A 15,641-nucleotide genomic window follows, 5' to 3' on the forward strand; every position below is an offset into this window, starting at 1 on the left:
ACCACGCAAAGCAACTTGGCATGTCGGCCGGACCGGAGTTCTGTGTCTTCCTCGTCGGCACCGAGGTCCTGGGGGACCGCGCGCTGCAGCGTGACCTGGCGCGCCAGTACGCCGTGCTGCATGCGCCGCGTGCCGCCGACGTCGCCCGGCTGATGCTCAAGCGCCTGCCCGATGTCGTGGTCTGCGAACAGCAGCTCGACGATGCCCGCGGCGTCGACCTGCTCCAGCAGATGCGCATCGATCACCCGCATGCCGTGCGCGTGCTCGCGCTGCAGAGCGCACGCCGCGAGGACATGGTCAAGGCGATCAACGAGGCAGCGGTGTACCAGGTGGTCACCACGCCGTTCGAGCCCGAGCAGCTCGCACTGATCCTCAAGCGCGCCCTGGAGAGCCGCGAGCTGGCGCGCATCCACCGCTATCTCAGCCGTGAACTGAAGTTCGCCGACGCCGTGATCCGGCGCGAGAACGACACCATGACGCATGCGCTGCAGCAGACCTACCGCTTCGACAAGCTGGTGTTCGCCAGCGACAAGATGGCGGCGGTCTGCAACACCGCGCGCAAGGCGGCCAGCACCGATCTGCCGGTGCTGCTGGAAGGCGAGACCGGCACCGGCAAGGAACTGCTCGCCAAGGCCATCCACCTGTTCAGCCCGCGCCAGCAGCAGCTCTTCATGGCGCAGAACTGCGGCGCGATCGCCGAGGACCTGCTGCTGTCGGAGCTGTTCGGCCACACCCGCGGCGCCTTCTCGGGCGCCATCAGCGACCGTCTCGGCCTGTTCGTCGCCACCGACAGGGGCACGGTGTTCCTCGACGAGATCTCCGACATCTCACCGGCCGTGCAGGTCGCGCTGCTGCGCTTCCTGCAGGACGGCGAGGTCAAGCCGATCGGCAGCGACCGCGTCAAGCAGACCAATGTGCGCATCATCGCCGCCAGCAACCGGCCGGTGCGCCAGCTGGTCGAGGAAGGCAAATTCCGTCGCGACCTCTACTACCGGCTCAAGGGCTTCGAGATCTCGATACCGCCGCTGCGCGAACGCCCCGACGACATCCCGGTGCTGACCGATTTCCTGATCAGCAAGTACTGCGAGGTCTTCGGCCGCAAGACGCCGGGCATGGCCAGCCTGGCCCAGCAAAAGCTGCGCGCCTACGCTTTCCCCGGCAACGTGCGCGAACTGGAGAACGAAATCCGCCGCACCGTGGCCACGCTCGAGGACGGCGAGTTCATCACCGTGCAGCACCTGTCGCCGGAGATCGCCCGCACCCGGCCTCGCGCCGACCACCACGGCGCCTCGCCGGTGACGCTCGATGGCCAGACGCTGAAAGAACACGTCGAGCAGCTCGAGGTGGCGCTCGTGCGTGCGGCGCTGGAGCGCCACCACTGGAATCACACCCGAGCGTCCGAAGAACTCGGGCTGTCGCGTGTCGGGCTGGCGAACAAGCTCAAGCGCTACAGCATCCAGCGCTCGACCGAGCAGGGGCTCACATGAGCGACGACGGCAAGAAGACCGAGCCGTCTGCCGGCATCCTGCGCTTCCCGCAGTCGAGGGTCGCACCGCCCCAGACGCAGGGCGGCTATGTCGAGCTGGGCATCACGCCGCTGGCGCAGCAGCTCGGTCTTGAAGAAGACCAGCTCAACGGCCACTGGTGCAGCCGCTGCCGCGGCATCTGGTACGGCTACACGCTCGAAGCGCAATGTCCGCGCTGCGGCAACCGCCACGGCTGAAACCCTGACGCAGCGCAGCAAGCGCTTCGTCTCGCAGGGCCGGCGTCCCACCGGTCCGCTGCAAACCAAGTTTCTGTTTCGCTGCAGCCGCAAACCAAGTTGGCAGGCGGCCCGCAGCCGGGGCCTGCGAGACCACCGGCGCTACGCCCGGCAACTCGGGGACAAACCCGCACTCCCTGAAAAGTGGCACGTGCCATGCGTCCGATGCCCTCACGCGACGCGGCGAGCTTCGCTTGCGGCGCAGCAACCTGCCTCGACATCGTCGTGGCAAGAACGAGGAGACAGCTGATGGCCAACCTACTGTGGCTCCAGGGCGGCGCGTGTTCCGGCAACACGATGTCCTTCCTCAACGCCGAGGAACCGAGTGCCTGCGACCTGGTGACCGACTTCGGCATCAACATCCTGTGGCACCCGTCGCTCGGCATGGAACTCGGCGACAACCTGCAGAAGCTGCTGCGCGACTGCGTGTCGGGTGCGATCCCGCTCGACGTGTTCGTGTTCGAGGGCACGGTGGTCAATGCGCCGAACGGCACCGGCGAATGGAACCGCTTCGCCGGCAAAGCCATGAAGCACTGGGTGCAGGAACTGGCCAACGCGGCGAAGTTCGTCGTCGCCATCGGCGACTGCGCCACCTGGGGCGGCATCCCGGCCACCGCGCCGAACCCGAGCGACTCGCAGGGCCTGCAGTTTCTCAAGCGCAACCACGGCGGCTTTCTCGGCAAGAGCTGGGTCGCCAAGTCGGGCCTGCCGGTGATCAACATCCCGGGCTGCCCCGCGCACCCGGACTGGATCACGCAGATCGTCGTGGCCATCGCCACCGGCCGCGCCGGCGACATCGGCCTCGACGAGTTCCAGCGCCCGAAGACCTTCTTCCAGAGCTTCACGCAGACCGGCTGCACCCGCAACATGCACTTCGCCTACAAGGTGTCGGCCACCGAGTTCGGGCAGCGCAAGGGCTGCCTGTTCTACGACCTCGGTTGCCGCGGACCGATGACGCATTCGCCCTGCAACCGCATCCTGTGGAACCGCGTGTCCTCCAAGACACGCGCCGGCATGCCGTGCATGGGTTGCACCGAGCCCGAGTTCCCGTTCTTCGACCTCGCCCCGGGCACGGTCTTCAAGACGCAGACCGTGATGGGCGTGCCGAAGGACCTGCCGCTGGGCATCGACAAGAAGGGCTACATCTCGCTCACCGCGGCGGCCAAGAACGCCGCACCGCCGTGGGCCGAGCAAGACATCTTCGTCGTCTGAAACCGAGGAGCACGCACCATGTCAGCAGTCCAAACACTCGACATCTCGCCGGTCGGCCGCGTCGAAGGCGATCTCGACATCCGCGTCGAGATCCAGGATGGTCAGGTCACCAACGCCTGGACCCAGGCCGAGCTGTTCCGCGGCTTCGAGGTCATCCTGCGCGACAAGGACCCGCAGGCCGGCCTGGTGGTCACGCCGCGTGCCTGCGGCATCTGCGGCGCCTCGCACCTGACCTGCGCTGCGTGGGCGCTGGACACCGCGTGGCAGACCGAGGTGCCGCGCAACGCCATCCTGGCACGCAACCTCGGCCAGATCGTCGAGAGCCTGCAGAGCCAGCCGCGCTACTTCTACGGCCTGTACGCGATCGACATGACGAACAAGAAGTACCGCGGCAGCAAGTACTACGAGGAGGCCTGCAAGCGCTTCGCCCCGTTCACCGGCAGCTCCTACGAGCTCGGCGTCACGATCTCGGGCAAGCCGGTGGAGATCTACGCCCTGCTCGGCGGCCAGTGGCCGCACTCGAGCTACATGGTGCCCGGCGGCGTGATGTGCGCGCCGACGCTGACCGACGTCACCCGCGCCTGGGCGATCCTCGAGTACTTCAAGGTCAACTGGCTGGAGCCGTGCTGGCTGGGCTGCACGCTGGAGCGCTACGAGCAGATCAAGTCGCACGAGGACTTCCTGAACTGGCTCGACGAGTCGCCCGCCCACGCCAACTCCGACCTCGGCTTCTACTGGCGCATGGGTCTGGACGTGGGGCTCGACAAATACGGCGGCGGTGTCGGCAAGTACATCAGCTGGGGCTACCTGCCGCATGAAGACAAGTATCAGAAGCCGACGATCGACTCGCGCAATGCCGCGGTCATCATGAAGAGCGGCGTCTACGACTCGGTGGCCGACACCCACGTGGTGATGGACCAGAAGTTCACCCGCGAGAATCTGAGCCACGCCTGGTACGACGAAGGCACGGCCGATCAGCACCCCTTCGACCGCACCACGAGGCCGATCCAGAAGAACGACCGCGACTTCGACGCCAAGTACTCGTGGGCCTCGGCGGTCTCGCACACCGACTTCGGCCGCCTCGAGGCCGGGCCGTTCGCGCGGCAGCTGATCGCTGGCGGCACACACGGCGAAGGCTGGCAGCACCACGACCCGCTGATCCTCGACATGTTCAAGAAGATGGGCGGCGCGAGCCTGCACCTGCGCCAGATCGCGCGCATGCATGAGACCATCAAACTCTATCGCCAGGCCGAGCGCTGCCTGCGCGAATTCAGGCTGAACGACCCCTGGTACATCAAGCCGAAGGAGCGCGACGGCCGCGGCTGGGGTGCCACCGAGGCCATCCGCGGCGCCTTGTGCCACTGGATCGACGTGAAGGATGGCAAGATCAAGAACTATCAGATCATCGCGCCGACCACCTGGAACGTCGGACCTCGCGACGGCGCCCAGACGCGCGGGCCGATCGAGGAAGCGCTGATCGGTGCGCCGATCGCCGATGCCAGCGATCCGGTGGAAGTGGGGCATGTGGCGCGTTCGTTCGATTCGTGTCTGGTGTGCACCGTTCATGCGCACGACGCCAAGACGGGAGATGAACTGGCGCGCTTTCGCATCGGCTGATGGCCTGCCCGTCGCAGCCTGGCGCCGAGGAGCCGGGTAGCCGGACGAGCAGGGGAGAACAACGATGTCCAAGAGCGACGACGACGCGCTGCGCGAGAAGATCGGTGCGCTGATGGCCACGGGCCTGACGACGCAGACCGAGCCGTTCCCGGAGACCGACAGGGAGTTCGGCCATCTGCTCGCCGAATTGCGAGAACTGCCTTCGGACGATCTGCAGGGCAAGCTGGTGCTGAGCGGCTTTGTCGACAAACCGTACGGGCCCGATCAGATGCGCTGCCAGGAATGCATGTACTACCTGGTGCATCGCAAGTGGTGCGACCTCCCGGAGCTGGCGGTCCCGGTGGAGCCCGATTGGTGGTGCCGCCTCTGGCGCATCTAGGGCCTGTTCACGCTACCGGAGGGCACACGTGGGCGACAGCGAATCCGCGCTGCGCGCCCGCGTCGAGCACCTGCTCGCGCAGGGCCTGGAGACACGCTGCAGCGAGCGCGCCTACGACAGCGCCCAGGTCAACGCCGTGACCGCACGGCTGGCCGCGTTGCCGCCCGACGACCTCGAGGGCAAGCTCGCCAGTGCCGGATTCACGCTGCAGCCCTGGCCCGACCCCGCAGGGGACGACGAGCTCGTGCAGGGCTGCTCGAGCTGCATGTATTTCGAAGCCCACAGGCGCTTTTGCGCGCTGCCCGAACTGAGGCTGCCGGTCGAGCCGACCTGGTCCTGCATCCTCTGGCGGATCTGAAATGAAGCCCCGCACTCACTTCGCTCACCACGTCCCGAGGAGGTGCTGACATGCGGGTCGTCATCGGTTGCGGCAACCTCAACCGCAGCGACGACGCGGCCGGGGTGCTCGTCGTCCAGCGCCTGCGACAGGAGTTCGGCGATCGGTTGCCGGCGGACGTGCGGCTGTTCGATGCCGGCACCGGCGGCATGGAGGTCATGTTCCAGGCCCGCGGCGCGCGCCAACTGATCATCGTCGACGCCTGCCGCGCGGACTCGACCCCCGGCGCGATCTTCCGCCTGCCGGGCTCGGAGATCTCCGGTGCGCACCAGCCCGGCTACAGCCTGCACGACTTCCGCTGGGACCACGCCGTGCATGCCGGGCGGCGCATCTTCGGCGACGCTTTCCCGAGCGACCTGACCGTCTACCTGATCGAGGCCGGCTCGCTGGCCCTCGGCACCGAGGTCGGCGCGCCGGTGCAGGCGGCGATCGGAATCGTGAGCGGGATCATCGCGCAGGCCATCCGCGCCGGACCGGCGAGCGCCCGGGCCCCTCCCCAGCCATGAGCCACACCGTGCGGGTCGGCAACGGCCGCCTCGTCGTGCCGCTCGAGACCTACGAGTGCTACCTGGGCGCGGCCACCTCGGCCGCGCTGCTCGAGCGCGACGGCCGGGTGCTGCTGCTGCCGCTGTCCGGCCCGGTCGCCGGCGGCCTGCTGCTGAAGCAGCGCAACCTGCACGGCGACCGCGTGCTGCTGGCCCCGGAGTTCCTGGCCCGTTGCGGGCACGGCGAGCTCGGCACCGACCGCGAGTACGCCGTGCGCTGGGCCAGCGAGGACGGTGCGCTGTGGATCGAAGGCCTGTCGGCGGCCGGATGAACCGTGCTGCGATCGTGCCCCGCCGTCCACGCAGCGCAAACTTTCTTTGCGCTCGCATACCTTATTGACCATCGCCGCAGACCGGTCTAGATTCGTTCGCATCGACCCCGTGTCGCCCCTGGAGGCGCTCGATGCAGACCCTCTCGCAGTCGCAGCTTCAAGCCGCCCTCGGCGCGGCCGAAGACGCCGCCGCGTCGCCGCAGGAGCGGGCCGAGATGCTGATGGAGATCGCGATGGGCCTGCAGCGCCGACCGGAGTCGGCGCAACAGATCACTGACGCCATCCACTTGTACCAGCGAGCGCTCGAGCTGGCCCCTGTCGCGGCCGTCCTGCTCCGGGCCCGCATCGGCGCCCGCCTGGGCACCGCGCTGCAGGCCCTGCCGGACTGCGGCGACGGCCGCGGCGTCGACAACCTGGAGCGCGCGCTGGCCAGCCTGCAAGCCGCCCTGCCGGCCCTCGAGACCCAAGGCACGCCGGAAGAAGCAGCCGAGGTCGAGCTCAACCAGGGCCTGGTGCAGCAAGCCCTGGCCGCCTCGGGCCGCGCGCGCATCCAGGACGCGATCAACACCTACCTGCGCGCGCTGCGCGTGTTCACCCGCGAGGCCTATCCGCAGGAGTTCGCGATCCTGCACAACAACCTCGCGATCGCCTACCTGTCGATCCCGGCCACCGACGAGCGCAGCCGGCTGCGCGAGGCTCTCGCGGTGCAGTCGTTCGAGGAGGTGCTGAAGGTCATCAACCTGATCGACCACCCGAGCGAGTACGCGATGGTCAACAACAACCTCGGCAACGCGCTGCAGGTCGCGTCGAGCAGCCACGTGGTCGAGAACCACCTGCGTGCCCTCGCCGCCTACGACGAGGCGCTGCGCGTGCGCAATCCGCGCGACACGCCGCTGGAGTACGCGAACACGATCTCGAACAAGGCCAATGTGCTGCGCTGCCTGGTGCCCGATGCGGCGCGCGACGTGTCGCAAGCCGACCTGCGCGACCCACTGGCCGATGCGCTCGCGCTGGTGCGCGAGGCGCACCAGCTGTTCACCCGCCACGGCGACGCGCACAAGGCGCAGCTGATGTCGCAGGCCACCGCGGAGATCGAGGCCGAGCTGGCGCAGCGTCGCCAGCTTGCCAACTGATCACCAACCGACCCACCCCCTCCCCCGCGAACGAAGGAGAGCACATGACTGCGATGAGCTTGATCGGACTGACGCTGCTGGCACTGCTGCTGGCACTGATCGGCGGCGCCGCGAGCGGCCTCAGGATCGGCGCCGACGCGCTGGGCAAGGAGCTGGCCGCGATGATGGGCGCGTTCTTCGGACCGACCGCCGTGCTGCCGGCCATCATGGTCGGCCTGCTGCTGCTGTACTTCGTTCGCTGAGGAGAACGCCGTGCTCGACATGTTCCTCAACTCGGTGCGGCTGTTCGTGGCCGGCAAGCTGTTCCGTGACGGCCGCGCGGTGCTGGTGCAATGGCTCAAGGGCTTCGCGGTCTGCCTGGCGCTGCTGCTGGTGCTGGGCTGGTGGGTGTCGCCGCTGGTCGGTGTGGTCGTCGCTTCGCTGGTCGGCGGCGCGCTGCAACCGCTGCTGTTCAAGGACCTCAAGTACGCGTGAGCGCGGCTTGCCATCCCTCGCAGGCTCGTCATGGCCGATAGCCAGTCCCTCGACGCCCTCCACGCGCAATCCGCCGCCGAACTGGCGCGGCGCGCCGATGACCTGGCACAGCTCGAGGCGCTGACGCAGGGCTGGGACGAAGCGCAGCAGCGCGTGCTCGGCGCGATCAAGACGGGCATCGAGGAGCTCAACGCCGAGGCCTTCAAGCGCCTGATCCGCGCGCTGAAGGACGAGCCGGCCGCCGCGCCGGTGCTGCGCCGGGCGGTGCGCGACCCGCTGGTCTACCAGGTGCTGCGCTTCCACGGCGTGGTGAAGGAGCCGCTCGAGCACCGCGTCGCGAAGGCGCTGGACGACGTGCGCCCCTTCCTCAAGACGCATGGCGGCGACGTCGAGCTGGTCGCGATCAAGCCGCCCGACACGGTGGAAGTGCGGCTGGTGGGCTCCTGCCAGTCCTGCCCCTCCTCGGGCGAGACGCTGAGCGAGGGCGTCGAGAAATCGATCCGCGCGCTGTGCCCCGAGATCACCACGGTCACGCGCGTCAGCCGCGGCGCTGCCGAGCACGGCGCAGGCCCGAACGGCGAGCAGGTGGTGCACTTCGTCAGCCCCTTCGCGCGCCAGCACGACGCCGGCTGGCTGGACCTGTGCCGGCTCGCAGACCTGCACGACGACCAGATCGCCACGCGCACGGCCGAAGGCCGCGAACTGCTGCTCTACCGGCACGGCGACAGCGTCGCCTGCTACGACAACGCCTGCGCCCACATGGGCATGCCGCTCGACGGCGGCGCAGTCGAAGGCGGCAGCCTGTGCTGCCCCTACCACGGCTTCGTCTACCGGCTCGACACCGGCGAGTGCCTGACGGTGCCCGAGGTGCAACTCGCGGTGCACGCCGTCAAGGTGGTCGGCGAGCGCGTGCACGTGCGGCTGAGGCGCTGAGGCCGCGATGGATGCCGTCGTCAGCCACGTCTCGCTCGCCCCGGTCGCCAAGCGACCGGCGGGGCCGGTGCAACCCAGCCGCCCGCTGCTCGACGAGCGCGGCGCGCAGGTCATCCTCGGCGCCAGCGGCGAGCCGCTCGGCCTCGCCCAGCCGGTGGTGCCGTCGGCCACCACGATGTTCGGCCCGCGTGGCGTGTGCGCGCTGGCCGATGGCTCGCTGTGGGTGTCCGACACCGGCCACCACCGCGTGCTCGGCTGGCGCCAGCAGCCTGAGGGCGATGCCACGCCGGCCGACTGGCTGCTCGGCCAGCCCGCCTTCGACCGCGAAGGCCGCAATGCCCGCGGCGCGGTGAGCCCGCTGAGCATGAACGTGCCGACCGGGCTGTGCGCCTGCGGCACCGACAGCCGCGGTCTGGCCGTCGCCGACGCCTGGAACCACCGCGTGCTGATCTGGCATGAGCGGCCCCGCCATTCGCAGTCGCCGCCCGACGTGGTGCTGGGCCAGGCCGGCTTTGATGCCGCGGAATCGAACCGCGGGCTGGCCGCACCGCGCGCCGACACGCTGTTCTGGCCCTACTGCGTGGCCTGGGACGGAGCACGGCTCTGGGTCGCCGACACCGGCAACCGGCGCGTGCTGCGCTGGGACGGGCTGCCGCAGCGCCACGGCGACGCCGCGGCGCTCGTGCTCGGGCAGCCCGACTTCGCGCACCGCGACGAGAACGCCGGACACGCGCCCGGTCCGGCCGGCATGCGCTGGCCGCATGCGATCAGCTTCCCCGCCGGTGGCCTGTGCGTCGCCGACGCCGGCAACAACCGGCTGATGCTGTGGCGGCGCCCGCCGACCCGGCAGCACGCGCCCTGCGACCTGTTCGTCGGCCAGGCGGATGCGGGGGCCGCCGAGCACAACCGCGCCAGCTACTACCCCGATGCCGCCTGCCTCAACATGCCCTATGGCGCGGCCGTGGCCGGCGAGTGGCTGGTCGTTGCCGACACGGCCAACTCGCGCCTGCTGGCCTGGCACCTGCCCGACCTGACCCGCGACGGCGTGCCCGCCCGCGCCCTCGCGGCCCAGCCCGACTGGCAGAGCAAGGGCGACAACCGCTGGCAGCCCGCCACGCGCGACAGCGTCTGCTGGCCCTACAGCGTGGCGGTGCACGGCGAGCAGCTGCTGGTCGCCGACTCCGGCAACAACCGCGTGCTGCTCTGGCGGCTCCACGACACGGTGCGCTCCGCATGAACCCTCCGCTCACCGTCCACACCGACGCGCCGGCCCTCGCATGCGAACGCCTGCGCGTGCGCGGCACGGTGCAAGGCGTCGGCTTGCGGCCGACGGTGTGGCGCCTTGCGAGCGAGCTGGGCGTGGCCGGCTCGGTCGCCAACGACGCCGACGGCGTGCTGATCGTCGCCGTCGCCACGGCGTCGCGCATCGACGAACTGGTGCAGCGCCTGCGCAGCGAGGCACCGCCGCTGGCGCGCGTCGCCGCGATCGAGCGCGAGCCGCTGGCGCTGCCGGCAAGCTTGCCCACGGGTTTCGTCATTGCCGCCAGCCGCGGCGGCGCGCCAACCACCGCCGTCGCGGCCGACGCAGCGATGTGCGCCGAATGCCTCGCGGAAATCGTCGACCCGTTCGCGCGGCGCTTTCGCTACCCGCTGACCAATTGCACGCACTGCGGCCCGCGCCTGTCCTTCGTCACCGGCGTGCCCTACGACCGCGCGCAGACCACGATGGCCGGCTACACGATGTGCGCCGCCTGCCGCGCCGAGTACGAAGCGCCTGCCGACCGGCGCTTCCACGCGCAGCCGATCGCCTGCCACGCCTGCGGGCCGAAGGTCGTGCTCAAGCGCCTGGACGGCCGCGCCTTCGCGCTCGACCGCTACACCTTCCTCGACGACTGCGACGCCGCCGGCACCCTGCTCGCGAAGGGCCAGGTGCTGGCGATCAAGGGCCTGGGCGGCTACCAGCTGGCCTGCGACGCCACGCAGCCTGACGCGGTGCGGCGCCTGCGCGAGATCAAGCGCCGCGAGCGCAAGCCGTTCGCGCTGATGGCCGCGTCGCTCGAGGCGGTGCGCGCCTGGTGCTGCGTCGACGACGCCGAGGCGCAATTGCTGCAATCGCCGGCCGCGCCGGTGGTGCTGCTCGTGCGCCGCCACCCGCCGCCGCCGCTGCCGCAACCGGCGATCGCCGACGCGGTGGCGCCGGGGCTGGGCACGCTGGGCTTCATGCTGCCGAGCACCGGCCTGCACCACCTGATGCTCAGGCGCATGACGCGCCCCATCGTGCTGACCAGCGGCAACCTGAGCGACGAGCCGCAGGCCACCACGCTGGCCGAGCTGACGCAGCGCTTCGGCGGGCAGATCGACTTCGTGCTCGACCACGACCGCCCGATCGCGCGCCGCGTCGACGACTCGGTGATGCGCGTCGCCGACGGCGCCCCACGCGTGCTGCGCCGCGCCCGCGGCCTGGTGCCGGCGCCGATCGCGCTGCCGCCCGGTTTCGAGGCCGCGCCGCCGGTGCTGGCCTATGGCGGCGAGCTGAAGAACACCTTCTGCCTGCTGCGGGGCGGCACGTCGGGGGCCGATGGCGGCCACGCGCTGCTGTCGCAGCACATCGGCGATCTGGAGGACGCGGCCACGCAGGCCGACTACCGCCGTGCGCTGCGCGACCTGCAATCCTTCTTCGGCTTCGAACCGCTACTGCGCGCCTGCGACCGGCATCCGGACTACCTGTCGTCCAAGCTCGCCCGCGAAGAGACCGCCCGTGACGGCGGCACGCTGGTGGAGGTCGGCCACCACCACGCCCACCTCGCCGCCTGCCTGGCCGACAACGGCTGGCCGCTCGAGGCCGGCCCGGTGCTGGGCGTGGCCCTCGACGGGCTGGGCTACGGCGAGGACGGCAGCTTCTGGGGCGGCGAATTCGGCCTGGCCGGCTACCGCACGTTCGAGCGTCTGGGCACCTTCAAGCCGGTCGCGCTGCTCGGCGGCGAGCAGGCGATGCGCGAGCCCTGGCGCAACACCTATGCGCACCTGATGGCCGAGATGGGTTGGGCCGCGTTCACGATGAACTACGCCGAACTCGAGCTTCATGCCTTCCTCACCGCCAAGCCGCGCGAGCTGCTCGACGCGATGCTGAAGAAGCGCCTCAACTCACCGCTCGCCAGCTCCTGCGGCCGCCTGTTCGATGCCGCCGCCGCGGCCATGGGCCTGTGCCGCGAGCGCGCCGCCTACGAAGGCCAGGGCGCGATCGAGATGGAGGCGCTGGTCGATGCGGAGGTGCTGGCGCACGAGGACGAAGCGCTCGGTTACCCGTTCACGATCCCCCGGCTGAAGGACAGCGGCCTGCCCTACATCGAGCCGCTGGCGATGTGGAGCGCGCTGCTCGGCGACCTGATCCTGAAGACGCCGGTGCCGGTGATGGCGGCGCGCTTCCACAAGGGGCTGGCGCTGGCGATCGTGAAGATGGTCGACCAGCTCGCGCATGCCGGCCGCAGTGAGGAGCCGCAGCGCCACGTGGCGCTGAGCGGCGGCGTGTTCCAGAACAAGGCCCTGCTCGAAGGCGTCGCCACCCGGCTGCGCGCGCAGGGCTACACCGTGCTCACGCACCGGCAGCTGCCGTGCAACGACGGCGGGCTGGCGCTGGGCCAGGCCGTGGTCGCCGCGGCACGCGCGCTGCCCCACCAGGAGACACCCCCATGTGCCTAGGCATTCCCGGCCAGATCGTCGCGATCACCAGTGCGCCGAACAAGCTCGCGATGGTGGAGGTGCTCGGCGTGCGCCGCGAGATCAACATCGCCTGCGTCGTGAACGAGCAGCACCCGGTGCCCGCCTGTGTGGGCGACTGGGTGCTGGTGCACGTGGGCTTCGCGATGAGCCGCATCGACGAGACCGAGGCCCGGCTCACGCTGGAAGTGCTGCAGCAGCTGGGCGAGGCGCAGGCCGAGCTGCAGGCGATGCGCACCGCGGATGCCAGCCTGAGCGCTGGCCCGCAGCGCGCCCTCGCCGTCGGTTGAGACCGCCATGAGCAACGACCACGAACTCGCCGGTCTCTACCCGCACCTGGGCGGCACGCCGGCCGACCCGGCGGCGATGACCGAGGCGCTGCTCGAATCGGTGCGCCAGAAGGCGGCCGACAGCGTGCAGGTCAAGCAGCGCTTCTTTGCCGACCACGGGCCGCGCATCGTCGCTGCCGCGCAGCTGCTCGCGGCCTGCTACCGCGGCGGCGGACGCATCTACACCATGGGCAACGGCGGCTCGAGCTGCGATGCGGCCCACCTCGCGGTGGAGTTCCAGCACCCGATCACGGCCGGCCGCCCGGCGCTGCCGGCCGTCAACCTGAGCCAGGACATGGCCATGATCACCGCGGTGGGCAACGACCTCGGCTTCCAGCACGTGTACACGCGGCAGGTGGCGGCCTATGTCGACCGGCACGACTGCCTGGTCGGCATCTCGACCAGCGGCAACTCCGAGAACCTGCTCGCGGCCTTCGCGGCGGCCAAGCAGCGCTCGGCCATGACGCTCGGCCTGGCCGGCGGCGACGGCGGACGCATGGCGACCAGCCCGCACGTCGACTGCTGCCTCGTGGTGCCGACCGACAGCATCCACCGCGTGCAGGAGACCCATGTCACGCTGTACCACATCCTCTGGGACCTGACGCACACGCTGCTGGCCGACGATCGCGGACCGGGAAGGGAGGCGCCATGAAATTCGCCGACGAGTTCCGCGACCCGGCGCTGGCGCGCTCGCTGGTGGCCGAGATCGCGCGCCTGGCCGACGGTCTGGCGGCCCATGCCGCGCGCCCGCTGCAGGTGATGGAGGTGTGCGGCGGCCACACCCACACGATCTTCCGCTACGGCCTCAAGGACCTGCTGCCGGCGAGCATCGAGTTCGTGCACGGCCCGGGATGCCCGGTGTGCGTGCTGCCGATGGGCCGCGTGGACGACTGCGTGGCGATCGCCGAGCACCCGCAGGTCATCATGACCACCTTCGGCGACGCGATGCGCGTGCCGGGCTCGAAGAAGAGCCTGCTGCAGGCCAAGGCCGACGGCGCCGACGTACGCACCGTCTACTCGCCGCTCGACGCGCTGAAGCTCGCGCAGGCCCATCCCGAGCGCGAGGTGGTGTTCTTCGCGCTCGGCTTCGAGACCACGATGCCGAGCACCGCGCTCACCGTGCTGCAGGCCGAGGCGATGGGGGTGCGCAACTTCTCGCTGTTCTGCAACCACATCACCATCATCCCGACCGTCAAGGCCATCCTCGATTCGCCCGACCTGCAGATCGACGGCTTCCTCGGCCCGGGCCACGTGAGCATGGTGATCGGCAGCACGCCCTACGAGTTCATCGCGCGGCGCTACGGCAAGCCCCTGGTCATCGCCGGCTTCGAGCCGCTGGACATCCTGCAGTCGCTGTGGATGGTGGTCCTGCAGCTGGCCGAAGGCCGCAGCGAGGTCGAGAACCAGTACCGGCGCGTGGTGCCCGAGCCCGGCAACACGCCGGCGCTGCAGGCCATCGCCCGGGTGTTCGAGCTGCGCGAGTTCTTCGAGTGGCGCGGGCTCGGCTCGATCGACCATTCCGGCATCCGCATGCGCGAGGCCTACGCGGCCTACGACGCCGAACGCCGCTTCTCGGTGCCGAACCTGAAGATCGCCGACCCCAAGAGCTGCCAGTGCGGCGAGGTGCTCAAGGGCGTGATCAAGCCGCCGCAGTGCAAGGTGTTCGGCACGCTGTGCCGGCCCGAGACGCCGCTGGGCGCGCTGATGGTGTCGAGCGAAGGCGCCTGCGCGGCGCACTACCAGTACGCGCGCATCGCGATGCCGAAGCGGGTGGCCGCCGACGCGGCGGCGGCCGTGGCGAGCTGAGCCGGCCATGGGCAAGATCCGCGACGCCTCGATCACGCTGGCCCACGGCAGCGGCGGCCGCGCGATGCGCGAGCTGATCGAGCGCCTGATCGTGCCGGCCTTCGACAACCCGCTGCTCTGCGGCCTGGAAGACCAGGCGCGCATCGGCCTGCACGGCCTGCTGGCGCACGGCGACCGGCTCGCCTTCACGACCGACAGCTACGTGGTCTCGCCGCTGTTCTTCGCCGGCGGCGACATCGGCACGCTGGCGGTCTGCGGCACCGTCAACGACCTCGCGGTGTCGGGCGCGCTGCCGCTCTACCTGTCCTGCGGCCTGGTCATCGAGGAAGGCCTGGCGACCAGCGAGCTGGAGCGCGTGCTCGCGTCGATGGCAGCGCAGGCGCGCGCGGCCGGCGTCGCGGTGGTCACCGGCGACACCAAGGTCGTGCAGCGCGGCGCGGCCGACCGGCTGTTCATCAACACCGCCGGGCTGGGTGTGGTGCCGGCGGGCGTCGACATCTCGGCGACGCGGGCGCGCCCGGGTGACGTGGTGATCGTCAACGGCCCGCTCGGCGACCACGCGGTGGCGATCCTGCTGGCGCGCAACGAGCTCGACCTGCACGCCGACATCGCCAGCGACTGCCAGCCGCTGCACGGCCTGGTGCAGGCCATGCTGGCGGTCTGCGCGGACATTCATTGCCTGCGGGACGCCACGCGCGGCGGCGTGGCGACGGTGCTGAACGAGTTCGCCGTCAGCTCGCGCGTCGGCGTGCGCGTGAACGAGCACGCGCTGCCGGTGCGCCCCGAGGTGCGCGGCGCCTGCGAGATCCTGGGCCTGGACGTGCTCTACATGGCCAACGAGGGCAAGCTGGTGGCCGTGCTGCCGCGCTCGCACGCCGACGCGGTGCTGACGGCGATGCAGGCGCACCCGGCCGGCGCCGGCGCGGCGGTGATCGGCGAGATCGTCGCCGAGCCGGCCGGCAGCGTGCTGCTGGACACGCTGTTCGGCGGCCGGCGCGTCGTCGACATGCTGGTCGGCGAGCAGCTGCCGCGCATCTGCTGAAGCGCGCCTCACGCAACGCGACG

18 protein-coding genes are annotated in these 15,641 nt (G+C 70.4%); all 18 read left to right on the top strand.

Annotated elements, in window-relative coordinates; translation table 11 throughout:
• Positions 1 to 20 precede the first annotated feature (20 nt).
• Positions 21 to 1,487 (top strand): sigma-54 dependent transcriptional regulator, encoded by a 1,467-nt coding sequence (locus ACQY9S_RS13980; RefSeq protein WP_428420340.1) that lies wholly within the window; start codon positions 21 to 23, stop codon positions 1,485 to 1,487.
• Complete coding sequence (locus ACQY9S_RS13985; RefSeq protein WP_428420341.1) at positions 1,484 to 1,723, top strand: hypothetical protein; 240 nt, start codon at positions 1,484 to 1,486, stop codon at positions 1,721 to 1,723. The genes ACQY9S_RS13980 and ACQY9S_RS13985 overlap by 4 nt, the downstream gene beginning before the upstream one ends.
• 288 nt (positions 1,724 to 2,011) lie before the next feature.
• Complete coding sequence (locus ACQY9S_RS13990; protein WP_428420343.1) at positions 2,012 to 2,974, top strand: NADH:ubiquinone oxidoreductase; 963 nt, start codon at positions 2,012 to 2,014, stop codon at positions 2,972 to 2,974.
• Positions 2,975 to 2,992: 18 nt separating this feature from the next.
• Positions 2,993 to 4,591, top strand: coding sequence for a nickel-dependent hydrogenase large subunit (locus ACQY9S_RS13995; protein ID WP_428420344.1), 1,599 nt, complete (start codon positions 2,993 to 2,995; stop codon positions 4,589 to 4,591).
• 64 nt (positions 4,592 to 4,655) lie between these two features.
• On the top strand, positions 4,656 to 4,970 hold the full coding sequence (locus ACQY9S_RS14000) for a hypothetical protein (RefSeq protein WP_428420345.1): 315 nt from the start codon (positions 4,656 to 4,658) through the stop codon (positions 4,968 to 4,970).
• A 28-nt stretch (positions 4,971 to 4,998) separates the two neighbouring features.
• A complete protein-coding gene (locus ACQY9S_RS14005; protein WP_428420347.1) occupies positions 4,999 to 5,328 on the top strand; it encodes a hypothetical protein in 330 nt (109 codons plus the stop codon).
• Positions 5,329 to 5,378: 50 nt separating this feature from the next.
• Positions 5,379 to 5,873 carry a hydrogenase maturation protease gene (locus tag ACQY9S_RS14010; protein WP_428420348.1) on the top strand — a complete coding sequence of 165 codons (495 nt, stop codon included), beginning with the start codon at positions 5,379 to 5,381 and terminating at the stop codon, positions 5,871 to 5,873.
• On the top strand, positions 5,870 to 6,184 hold the full coding sequence (locus ACQY9S_RS14015; protein WP_428420349.1) for a hypothetical protein: 315 nt from the start codon (positions 5,870 to 5,872) through the stop codon (positions 6,182 to 6,184). Before ACQY9S_RS14010 ends, ACQY9S_RS14015 begins: the two co-directional genes overlap by 4 nt.
• A gap of 131 nt (positions 6,185 to 6,315) precedes the next feature.
• A complete protein-coding gene (locus tag ACQY9S_RS14020; protein WP_428420350.1) occupies positions 6,316 to 7,317 on the top strand; it encodes a hypothetical protein in 1,002 nt (333 codons plus the stop codon).
• Between the two features lie 44 nt (positions 7,318 to 7,361).
• On the top strand, positions 7,362 to 7,559 hold the full coding sequence (locus ACQY9S_RS14025) for a hypothetical protein (RefSeq protein WP_428420352.1): 198 nt from the start codon (positions 7,362 to 7,364) through the stop codon (positions 7,557 to 7,559).
• A 10-nt stretch (positions 7,560 to 7,569) separates the two neighbouring features.
• Positions 7,570 to 7,791 (top strand): hypothetical protein, encoded by a 222-nt coding sequence (locus ACQY9S_RS14030; RefSeq protein ID WP_428420353.1) that lies wholly within the window; start codon positions 7,570 to 7,572, stop codon positions 7,789 to 7,791.
• Between the two features lie 30 nt (positions 7,792 to 7,821).
• Positions 7,822 to 8,724 (top strand): NifU family protein, encoded by a 903-nt coding sequence (locus tag ACQY9S_RS14035; protein WP_428420355.1) that lies wholly within the window; start codon positions 7,822 to 7,824, stop codon positions 8,722 to 8,724.
• Positions 8,725 to 8,731: 7 nt separating this feature from the next.
• Entirely contained in the window at positions 8,732 to 9,961 is a 1,230-nt protein-coding gene (locus ACQY9S_RS14040) for a hypothetical protein (RefSeq protein WP_428420357.1), read from the top strand.
• Positions 9,958 to 12,423, top strand: a complete 2,466-nt coding sequence (hypF, locus tag ACQY9S_RS14045; protein ID WP_428420358.1) for a carbamoyltransferase HypF — start codon at positions 9,958 to 9,960, stop codon at positions 12,421 to 12,423. Before ACQY9S_RS14040 ends, hypF begins: the two co-directional genes overlap by 4 nt.
• Entirely contained in the window at positions 12,414 to 12,731 is a 318-nt protein-coding gene (locus ACQY9S_RS14050; RefSeq protein ID WP_428420360.1) for a HypC/HybG/HupF family hydrogenase formation chaperone, read from the top strand. The genes hypF and ACQY9S_RS14050 overlap by 10 nt, the downstream gene beginning before the upstream one ends.
• A gap of 7 nt (positions 12,732 to 12,738) precedes the next feature.
• The gene (locus ACQY9S_RS14055) at positions 12,739 to 13,422 is read left to right on the top strand and encodes a D-sedoheptulose-7-phosphate isomerase (RefSeq protein WP_428420361.1); all 684 of its coding nucleotides are present in this window, start codon (positions 12,739 to 12,741) and stop codon (positions 13,420 to 13,422) included.
• Positions 13,419 to 14,576, top strand: a complete 1,158-nt coding sequence (hypD, locus tag ACQY9S_RS14060; RefSeq protein WP_428420362.1) for a hydrogenase formation protein HypD — start codon at positions 13,419 to 13,421, stop codon at positions 14,574 to 14,576. Before ACQY9S_RS14055 ends, hypD begins: the two co-directional genes overlap by 4 nt.
• Before the next feature lie 7 nt (positions 14,577 to 14,583).
• Complete coding sequence (gene hypE, locus ACQY9S_RS14065; RefSeq protein WP_428420364.1) at positions 14,584 to 15,618, top strand: hydrogenase expression/formation protein HypE; 1,035 nt, start codon at positions 14,584 to 14,586, stop codon at positions 15,616 to 15,618.
• Positions 15,619 to 15,641 lie beyond the last annotated feature (23 nt).

This window comes from Methylibium sp. (assembly GCF_965279545.1).
Classification (GTDB): Bacteria; Pseudomonadota; Gammaproteobacteria; order Burkholderiales; family Burkholderiaceae_C; genus Methylibium.